The sequence below is a fragment of the Streptomyces sp. ISL-10 genome, from assembly GCF_018614575.1.
Lineage (GTDB): Bacteria > Actinomycetota > Actinomycetes > Streptomycetales > Streptomycetaceae > Streptomyces.
In genome coordinates this window covers 1-8,690 of sequence record NZ_JAGGOJ010000053.1, presented here as the reverse complement: position 1 = coordinate 8,690, position 8,690 = coordinate 1, and the positions used below count along the sequence as shown (strand labels likewise).

9 protein-coding genes and 1 rRNA gene are annotated in these 8,690 nt (G+C 70.4%); 9 read left to right on the top strand and 1 reads right to left on the bottom strand.

The genetic code is table 11. The annotated features are described in order from the left end of the window. The 9 genes from rrf to J7E88_RS35230 all read left to right on the top strand — a co-directional run. Positions 1 to 82: ribosomal RNA gene (gene rrf / locus J7E88_RS35270) — 5S ribosomal RNA — on the top strand; the annotation flags it as partial. Between the two features lie 73 nt (positions 83 to 155). After that, positions 156 to 800 (top strand): HAD family phosphatase, encoded by a 645-nt coding sequence (locus J7E88_RS35265; protein WP_215187586.1) that lies wholly within the window; start codon positions 156 to 158, stop codon positions 798 to 800. Positions 801 to 843: 43 nt separating this feature from the next. Then, the gene (locus tag J7E88_RS35260; protein ID WP_215187585.1) at positions 844 to 2,061 is read left to right on the top strand and encodes an MFS transporter; all 1,218 of its coding nucleotides are present in this window, start codon (positions 844 to 846) and stop codon (positions 2,059 to 2,061) included. After that, a complete protein-coding gene (locus tag J7E88_RS35255; RefSeq protein WP_215187584.1) occupies positions 2,012 to 3,187 on the top strand; it encodes an acetoin utilization protein AcuC in 1,176 nt (391 codons plus the stop codon). The genes J7E88_RS35260 and J7E88_RS35255 overlap by 50 nt, the downstream gene beginning before the upstream one ends. Before the next feature lie 100 nt (positions 3,188 to 3,287). Then, a complete protein-coding gene (locus tag J7E88_RS35250) occupies positions 3,288 to 4,103 on the top strand; it encodes a phosphatase (protein WP_215187583.1) in 816 nt (271 codons plus the stop codon). Positions 4,104 to 4,231: 128 nt separating this feature from the next. Further along, on the top strand, positions 4,232 to 4,444 hold the full coding sequence (locus J7E88_RS35245; RefSeq protein ID WP_014046653.1) for a helix-turn-helix domain-containing protein: 213 nt from the start codon (positions 4,232 to 4,234) through the stop codon (positions 4,442 to 4,444). A gap of 123 nt (positions 4,445 to 4,567) precedes the next feature. Beyond that, positions 4,568 to 4,666, top strand: a complete 99-nt coding sequence (locus tag J7E88_RS35240) for a 30S ribosomal protein bS22 (protein ID WP_003948845.1) — start codon at positions 4,568 to 4,570, stop codon at positions 4,664 to 4,666. A gap of 190 nt (positions 4,667 to 4,856) precedes the next feature. Next, entirely contained in the window at positions 4,857 to 5,960 is a 1,104-nt protein-coding gene (locus tag J7E88_RS35235; RefSeq protein WP_251023677.1) for an NAD-dependent epimerase/dehydratase family protein, read from the top strand. A 35-nt stretch (positions 5,961 to 5,995) separates the two neighbouring features. Beyond that, positions 5,996 to 7,144: a lysophospholipid acyltransferase family protein gene (locus J7E88_RS35230; RefSeq protein ID WP_215187582.1), complete on the top strand. Its 1,149-nt coding sequence runs from the start codon at positions 5,996 to 5,998 to the stop codon at positions 7,142 to 7,144. An 88-nt stretch (positions 7,145 to 7,232) separates the two neighbouring features. Here the strand turns inward: J7E88_RS35230 and J7E88_RS35225 are convergent, their stop codons facing one another. Further along, on the bottom strand, positions 7,233 to 8,423 hold the full coding sequence (locus J7E88_RS35225) for a DUF5667 domain-containing protein (RefSeq protein ID WP_215187581.1): 1,191 nt from the start codon (positions 8,421 to 8,423) through the stop codon (positions 7,233 to 7,235). Between the last annotated feature and the right edge of the window lie 267 nt (positions 8,424 to 8,690).

Here is an 8,690-nt window from a genome sequence, read left to right as displayed (position 1 = left end):
CATTCCGAACCCGGAAGCTAAGCCTTTCAGCGCCGATGGTACTGCAGGGGGGACCCTGTGGGAGAGTAGGACGCCGCCGAACAATCATTGTAGGAAAGCCCCGGAACCTCGTTCCGGGGCTTTTCTGCGTTTCGGGGTCGCATAGGGTCGGCGGTATGCGCTACGACCTGGTCATCTTCGACAACGACGGTGTGCTCGTCGACAGTGAGCCCCTCTCCAACACCATTCTCGCCGGCTACCTCACCGAGCTGGGTCATCCCACCTCGTACGAGGACTCCCTGCGCGACTACATGGGGGCTGCCGTCCACCGCGTGCACGACCTCGTCCGTGAACGGACCGGACAGGCGCTGCCGGAGGACTTCGACGACACGTTCCACGCGCGCGTATTCGCCGCCTTCGAGCGGGAGTTGACCGCGGTCGACGGTGTCACCGACGTTCTGGAGAAGGTCGCCGCCGACGGGGTGCCGTACTGTGTGGCGTCCTCCGGGAGTCATGAGCGGATCCGGGTCGGGCATCGGACGACCGGGCTCGACCGATGGTTCGCCGACGACATCGTGTTCAGTGCCCAGGACGTGGGCCGGGGGAAGCCGGCACCCGACCTCTTTCTCCACGCGGCCGCGCGCATGGGCGTGTCGCCCGCGCGGTGCGTCGTCGTCGAGGACAGCCGACTGGGCGTCCAGGCGGCGCTGTCGGCGGGCATGGACGTGTACGGCTTCACCGCCATGACGCCCGCCGCGAATCTCGCCGGGGCCAAGGGGTACTTCCAGGCGATGGCCGAACTCCCCGGATTGCTCGGCTGACCCGTCTACCCCTGAGTAGGGCGCGGGCCTACGCTGTGCCGCCATGACTGATGCGCGGTTGCGCCACGGGCGGGCCTCCCTGGCGTTCGGCTTCTTCTCCCAGGGCGTCGCGTTCGCTCTGCTCGTGACCCGCATCCCCGCCGTACAGGACAGGTACGGGATATCCGACGGGTTGCTGCCCCTCTTCCTTGCCGCCGTGCCGGTGCTCGCCGGGGTGGGGAGCGTTGTGACGGGGCGCGTCGTCCGCCGCGTTCCGGCGAGTGCGGTGCTGAGGTGGTCCCAGCCGGTGGTGCCGCTGTCGCTCGTCGGGGTCGCCGCAGGGCACGAGCTGTGGCACGCGGCCGTCGGTCTGGGCGTGTTCGGGCTGGCCGTCGGCGCGTTGGACGCCTCGATGAACATGCTGGGCGTCAGTCTCCAGCGAGCGTACGGGCGGAGCATCATGCTCGGTTTCCATGCCGCCTACAGCCTCGGCGGCATCGTGGGCGCCTCGCTCGCCTGGGTGGGGGCGCACTTCGATCTCGCGCTGTTCGTGTCCTGGCTGCCGGTGGTCGCGGTGCTGGTACCGGCGGCGCTTTTGGCGAGCCGGTGGTACGTGGACGGGGAACGGGTGCCGGAGGACGGCCGGGGGCAGGCGGCCGGACGAGGGGGCGCGTACACGGCGCTGGTGCCGCTGTGCCTCGTCATGACCTTCGCGTACATCGGGGACTCGACCGTCTCCAACTGGAGCGCGAAGTACCTCCAGGACGTGCTGGGAAGCTCCGAGGAACTGGCGACCGTCCCGTACAACGCGTACATGGTGACGACGCTGGTGGGCCGCGCCGTCGGGGATCTCGCGGTGCGGCGCTTCGGGGCGGTGGCCGTCGTCCGGTGCGGGTCGGTGCTGGCGGCGGCCGGGTTCGCGGTGGTCGCGGTCGCGCCGGGCGCGTGGGTCGGCATGCTCGGGTTCACCCTGCTGGGGCTGGGGCTCTGCGTGATCGTGCCGCAGACGTTCGCGGCGGCGGGCCGGCTGGCGCCGGGGGACAGCGACGCGGCCGTGGCGCGGCTCAATGTCTTCAACTACGTCGGCTTCCTGATCGGGTCGCCGTTGGTCGGGGCGCTCGGGGACGTGTGGAGCTATCGGGGCGCGATGCTGGTGCCGATGGTGTTGGTGCTGGCCACGATGGGGTATGCCCGGTCGTTCGGTGCGGAGCCCGCCCGATACGGTGGCGGGCATGAGCGGCCGCGGGTTGTTGATGTGGGACGAGGCGGTAACGAAGTATGACTTCGGGAGCAGCCATCCGATGGATCCGGTGCGGCTCGCACTGACCATGGGACTCGTGCGGGCGTACGGCCTGGACCGGGCCATGGACGTGGTGGCCGCCAAGCCGGCCGGGGACTCGACGCTCCGGCTGGTGCACCGCGAGGACTATGTGGCCGCGGTCCGGGCGGCGTCCAACGACCCGGCGAGCGCCGACCAGTCGTACGGTCTCGGCACGGCCGACGATCCGGCGTTCGCGGGCATGCACGAGGCGTCTGCGCTGATCGCCGGGCAGTCGGTGGGCGCCGCGGAGGCCGTGTGGCGCGGGGAGGCCGAGCACGCCGTGAACTTCGCCGGCGGGCTGCACCATGCGATGCCGGGCGGTGCGTCCGGGTTCTGCATCTACAACGACGCGTCGCTGGCGATCGCCAGGCTGCTGGAGCTGGGAGCGGAGCGGGTCGCGTACGTGGACGTGGACGTCCACCACGGCGACGGCGTCCAGGCGGCGTTCTGGGACGACCCGAGGGTGCTGACGATCTCGCTCCACGAGCATCCCCACACGCTGTTCCCGCAGACCGGCTGGCCGCAGGAGACGGGCGGCAAGGGCCCGGCCGAGGGCTCGGCGGTGAACGTGGCACTGCCGGCGGGTACGGGCGACGAGGGGTGGCTGCGCGCGTTCCACGCGGTGGTGCCGGAGCTGCTGGCCGGCTTCCGGCCGCAGGTGCTCGTGACGCAGCACGGTGCGGACACGCATTTCGAGGACCCGCTGGCCCATTTGGCGGTGTCGCTGGACGCGCAGCGGGCGGTGCAGGAGGCGTGCCACGAGCTCGCGCACGCGCACGCGGACGGGAAGTGGGTCACGCTCGGGGGCGGGGGCTACGAGGTCGTGGACGTCGTTCCCCGGTCGTGGACGCACCTGGTGGGGATCGCGGCGCACCGGCCGGTGGATCCGGAGTCGGTGATCCCGTCGACGTGGCGGGACGAGGTGTACGCACGGACGCGCCGGTTGGGACCCGCGCGGATGACGGACGGCCGGTGGCCGGTGCGTCTGCGGGCCTGGGAGGACGGGTACGACCCGGCGGACCGGCTCGACCAGTCGATCCTCGCGACGCGGCGGGCCGTGTTCCCGCTGCGCGGTCTGCTGGCGTAGTCGGCACTCCCGGCGCGGCACTGTACGGGCATTACGCCAACTGTGCGCAGGACATGCGTTTCTTACCTGCCACAGCGGCCGGTGCGTCAGCATCGGAAGGGTGTTGAGCACCGGATCGCTGCGGGCGCAGCTGCGGGCGCATCTGCTGGCGTCGGGTTTGGCGGGGGATGTGGCGACCTCGCGCGAGGCGAGCCTGCGCAGTTATCGGGCGTTCGCCGCGCGGGATCCCCGGGTGACCATCGGGCTCGATCCCCGGTGGCGGTGGAGCGAGCAGGAGCTGATCGCGCTGATGGCCGAGAGGTGCGGGGTGTCCGCGGATCCGGCGTGCGTGGCGGGTGGCGACGTCATCGATCCGGAGCTGACGCTGTGTGCGCTGGACGCGTTCGCCGCCCGGTTGGGGGACGCGGCGCGGCGGCGTGCGCCTGTCCTGTTCGGTACGGGGCATCCGCACCGGCTGCTGGGGTTCTACGCAGACCTGGCAGACGCGGTGTCGGCGGCGGGGTGTTCCGTACTCACTCCCGCGCAGGGGCGATGTGTCGACATAACGACCCGGTTCGGCGTACGTACGCATCACCTCGCGTACGTAAGGGGGGTGGCGTCGCTGCACGAGGAGGGCGCGCGGCAGGCGGGGGCGCACACCCATTCACCACTACCGGTCAGGGTCGCGCTCCAGGTCGCGGCGGACACCGGCGGGCCGCTGCCCGAGCTGGTCGTCGGGGACCACGGTTGGGTCTGCGGTGCAGGTCAGCTGGGGATCGAGGCCATCGGCCTCGCGGACACGGACGATCCCGCGCTGTTCGTCGGCGAGGCGGAGGGGCGGGTGTCGGTCGCGGTTCCGCTTGATGACGCCGTTCGGTCCGAGTGCTACCGCCCTCTGACGCTGTATGTACTCAATCGAGCGTGTCTGTCACAGTAGGCGGCCGATCGCAGCTCCTCTTCCCCACTCGCATCACCCGCCCCTAGTCTGGGCAGTGAGCGCACAGCGACGAAGAGTCACCGGAGGGGAAGCCGGTGCGCGTCGGGTGCGGAAGGTACAGGTGGGTCATGGCTGCTGGCAGCGAGAGGCCTCTCAACGAGGTCAAGTTCCTTACCGTGGCGGAGGTTGCCTCGGTGATGCGAGTGTCGAAGATGACTGTGTACCGGTTGGTGCACAGCGGTCATCTGCCGGCGATCCGGGTGGGGAGGTCCTTCCGGGTGCCGGAGCAAGCGGTGCATGAGTATCTCCGCGAATCCTTCGTGGGGGTGGAATCCGCGTAACGGAGAACGGTACGGCCGCCCTCGGATTACGTCCCTCACCCGGTGGCAGGTAGGCTAGGCCGACGTAGGTCGTGTGGGCCCAGACGCCCCGCACCGAGTGAAGAGAAGTGAGCGAGGGTAGTCGTGGGCTCTGTTATCAAGAAGCGGCGCAAGCGGATGGCGAAGAAGAAGCACCGCAAGCTGCTCAAGCGCACCCGCGTTCAGCGTCGCAACAAGAAGTAGGCGACAGCTGCACGTGTTTTCTCGGCCCTTCCACCAGCCCGGTGGGAGGGCCGAGGTGCGTTGTGGAACAGCTGTGGGCAAGAAGTGGGGGCGCGAAATGGATGGTCATGGCAAAAGTGCGCCGTGCGGTCATCACAGCGCAACACCGACGCGCTACGGTGACGCCAGGACCTAGGGGAAGGCGCTGATCTTGGGCAAGGTCGTGCTCGTCACCGGTGTGGCCCGTCAGCTCGGGGGCCGCCTTGTGCGGCGCATCCAGCAGGATCCCGAGGTGGACCGGGTGATCGGGGTCGATGCGGTGAACCCCGGACATCATCTGGGCGGAGCCGAATTCGTCCGCGCCGACATCCGCCAGCCGGCGATCGCGCGCGTCCTCGCCGAGCATGCCGTCGACACGGTCGTGCACATGGATGTGACGGGTACGCCGCTGGGCGCCGGCGGACGGACGGCCGTCAAGGAGACCAACGTCATCGGCACCATGCAACTGCTGGGCGCCTGCCAGAAGTCGCCGACGGTCAAGCGCCTGGTGATCAAGTCCAGTACGAGCGTCTACGGCTCCGCCCCCCGCGACCCGGCTGTCTTCACGGAGACCACACCGCCCAAGTCGCTGCCGAGCGGCGGTTTCGCCAAGGACTCCGTGGAGGTCGAGGGATACGTGCGCGGGTTCGCCCGGCGCCGCCCGGACGTGGCCGTGTGCGTGCTGCGGTTCGCGAACATCCTCGGTCCGTGCGCCGACTCGCCGCTCGCCGAGTTCTTCTCGCTGCCGGTCATGCCGACCGTCTTCGGCTACGACCCGCGTCTGCAGTTCGTCCACGAGGACGATGTGATCGACGTCCTGCGGATCGCTTTGCACGAGCCACGCCGCGGGACGCTCAACAGCGGCACGTTCAACATCGCGGGCGACGGGGTGCTGACCCTGTCCCAGTGCTCACGGCGGCTCGGGCGGCCGACGATGCCGGTGCTGCTGCCCGCCGTCACGTGGGTCGGTTCCGCGCTGCGCACGGTCGGCATCACGGACTTCTCGCCGGAGCAGATCCGGCTGCTCACCCACGGCCGGGTGGTGAGCACGGTTCAGATGCGCGAGACACTGGGGTTCTTCCCCCGCTTCACGACCGCCGAGACGTTCGCGGACTTCGCGCGCAGCCGGGCCCCGGGGCTGCTGCCGCCCGAGTCCGTGGCGAGGGCCGTGGACCGGGTCGCGGCGGCACTGCCGCTCGGTCGCGGCGCGGGGCACGCCGTGGAGACGACGACCGGTGAGACGACGCGCGGCGAGACGACGCACAGCGCCGGATGAGCCCCGAGGGGCCCGGATAAGGAGCGCAGCCAACGATGGCGGACGCCAAGGTCATTCCGTTCGACGACGACCGTTCGCGCGGCGGTGCGCAGCGACCGGCGCGGCGGCGCCCCGGTGGGTCCGCGCGCCGCAAGGCCGATCAAGCCGCGGCGGGCGACTCCCTGGTGCGCGAGGCACCGGCGCGTGAGGCGTCCCGCGGCCCTCAGGTGCGCGGGGCGGGGGTACGGGAGGCCGCCGTACGCGACGCCGCTGTGAGCCCGCTGCCGGAGCACCCGGAGCACCAGGCCGTCGTGGCGGCGGCCGGGGAGAGCGACGCCGGCGACGAGTCGGCACCGTCGGGAGGCGGGAGCTGGGACCGGCGGATCGCGGGCGGGCTGGCATTCCTGCGCCGCCGGCTGACCGGTGACTACGAGGTCGACGAATTCGGGTACGACGCCGAGCTGACCGACCAGGTCCTGATGTCGCTGCTGCGGCCGCTGTCCGAGAAGTACTTCCGCGTCGAGGTGAAGGGCATCGAGAACATCCCGTCCGAGGGTGGGGCACTCGTGGTGGCCAACCATTCGGGGACACTGCCGTTGGACGGGCTGATGATGCAGGTCGCCGTCCACGACAACCACCCGGCCGGGCGCCATTTGCGACTGCTCGCCGCGGACCTGGTGTTCATGCTGCCGGTGGCCAACGAACTGGCGCGCAAGGCCGGACACACGCTGGCGTGCGCGGAGGACGCGGAGCGGCTGCTCCAGCGCGGCGAGGTCGTCGGTGTGATGCCGGAGGGCTTCAAGGGCATCGGGAAGCCGTTCAGCGAGCGGTACAAGCTCCAGCGATTCGGGCGCGGCGGGTTCGTCTCGACGGCGCTGCGGGCCGGTGTGCCCATCGTGCCGTGCTCGATCGTCGGCGCCGAGGAGATCTACCCGATGATCGGCAACGCGAAGACGCTGGCGCGTCTGCTGGGCTTCCCGTACTTTCCGATCACGCCCACGTTCCCGTGGCTGGGGCCGCTGGGGGCGGTGCCGCTGCCGACGAAGTGGACGATCCAGTTCGGCGAGCCGATCCCGACGGACGGGTATCCGCCAGAGGCGGCGGAGGACCCGATGCTGATGTTCAACCTGACGGATCAGGTGCGGGAGCAGATCCAGCACACGCTGTACAAGCTGCTGGTGCAGCGCCGCTCGGTCTTCTTCTGAGTCCGCACCGGTGATCCGTCGACTTCCGAGGCCGTACGCGTGAGGGGCGCCCCCCGGCCGGGGGGCGCCCCTCACGCGTACGGCCTTGTTACTCTTCCTCGCCGTCGATGCCGAAGCCCGGGAGGATGCCGGGCAGGATCGGCGGGATGGTGACGTCCGGGATGGACGGTTCCGACTCCTTGTCCGACGGGGACGGTCCGGCCTCCTGTGCCGGCGGGTCGAAAAGACCGCCGGTGTTTCCGCCGAGCAGCCCGTCGTCGGCGGAGCTGGAGCCGGACGGGCGGGGCTTGCTGTCCTCGCCGGTGTGACCGCCGCCCGAATCGGGGGCCGACGGTGTGCCGCTACCCGGGTACGTGGTAAGCCCGGAGTCCTGAGGTGCGCCGCCCGGGCGCCGCGAGCCGCGGTCGTCGTTCTCGGGGGCGCGCGGCAGCAGCGACTTGAGCGGGCCGACCTGTTCGTCTATGGCGTCGAAGGCCGAACTGACCTCGTCGCCCACGCCGGTGAGCTGGGCGGGCAGCCGGTCGCGCAGCCCGTTCCACACGTCCCGGTGGGAGCGTGAGAACGAGTTGAGCGTGGCGATGGGACCGAGCGATCCTTCGCGCTCGTAGGCAGCGCTGAGCAGCCGGTGGCCCTCGGTGACGTCGTGCCGCATGCCGTTGAGCGTGCGGCGGACCTCACCGAGCGACTCGTGGTCCAGGTGGCCGGAACGGCCCCGCTCCATCAGGCGGCGGGCTTCGCTGAGGCGGTTGGAGGCCTGGTCGAGGTAGAGCTCGCCGCGGTCGGAGTCGTCGTCCGCCATGCCGCGCTTGATGTCCTCCATGCCGCGCTTCAGCCCGTACAGCGAGTCACCGGGCAGGGCGTCGGAACTGGCAGCGGCCACTCCGCTGAAAGCGCCAGCGGCCACACCGACGGTCAGACCGCCGGCGGCAAGCCCCTTCGACCAGCGGGAGCGCGGTCGCAACTTCCGGAGCCGGGAGGCCCGGTGGGCGCCGCGGCCGTGGGTTCGCTGCTCCGGCACCGTAGGGCCCGCGGATGCGCCTCCCTCCGCCGTCCCTTGGTGAAGCATCGCTTCCATGGCGGCCACGAGCTGGGCCCGCTGCACCACCTTGACCTCGGGGTCCAGCTCGGGCTTCGGCAATTCGCCGAGGCCGTGCGCCAGACTCAACAGCCTTTCGTGCTCGGTCGATTCGACCGACTCCGCCTGCTGATCGGCCGCCTGATCTTCCAAGGCCTGGGCGAAGGCGCTCGCCCGCCGGTGCGCCGAAACGTTCGCGATCACTGGCGGCACCTCCTCTCGTCATGACGATCGACTCCCCTGGGCGTCTGGAAGGTTGCACGCCTTGAGTGCATCCACTCGAAAGAGTGAGTGGCTGCGGGCATGGCGTGTCCACAGGGAGTCTGCATCCCGCACAACGAGCGGCGCGGCACTTGGGTTACGCGCGAAAGATGATCGGACCAGTGCGTCATCGAGCCGTCACCGAGGGTGAGTTGGGCGCGGGGTCGGTGGGGTGGTGTGGGGGACGCAGAGGGGAGGAGAGGGGAGGAG

Coding starts and splice junctions, on each gene's coding strand:
- J7E88_RS35260 (WP_215187585.1), top strand. CDS start 844: ATGACTGATGCGCGGTTGCGCCACGGGCGGGCCTCCCTGGCGTTCGGC.
- J7E88_RS35255 (WP_215187584.1), top strand. CDS start 2,012: ATGAGCGGCCGCGGGTTGTTGATGTGGGACGAGGCGGTAACGAAGTAT.
- J7E88_RS35230 (WP_215187582.1), top strand. CDS start 5,996: ATGGCGGACGCCAAGGTCATTCCGTTCGACGACGACCGTTCGCGCGGC.
- J7E88_RS35245 (WP_014046653.1), top strand. CDS start 4,232: ATGGCTGCTGGCAGCGAGAGGCCTCTCAACGAGGTCAAGTTCCTTACC.
- J7E88_RS35265 (WP_215187586.1), top strand. CDS start 156: ATGCGCTACGACCTGGTCATCTTCGACAACGACGGTGTGCTCGTCGAC.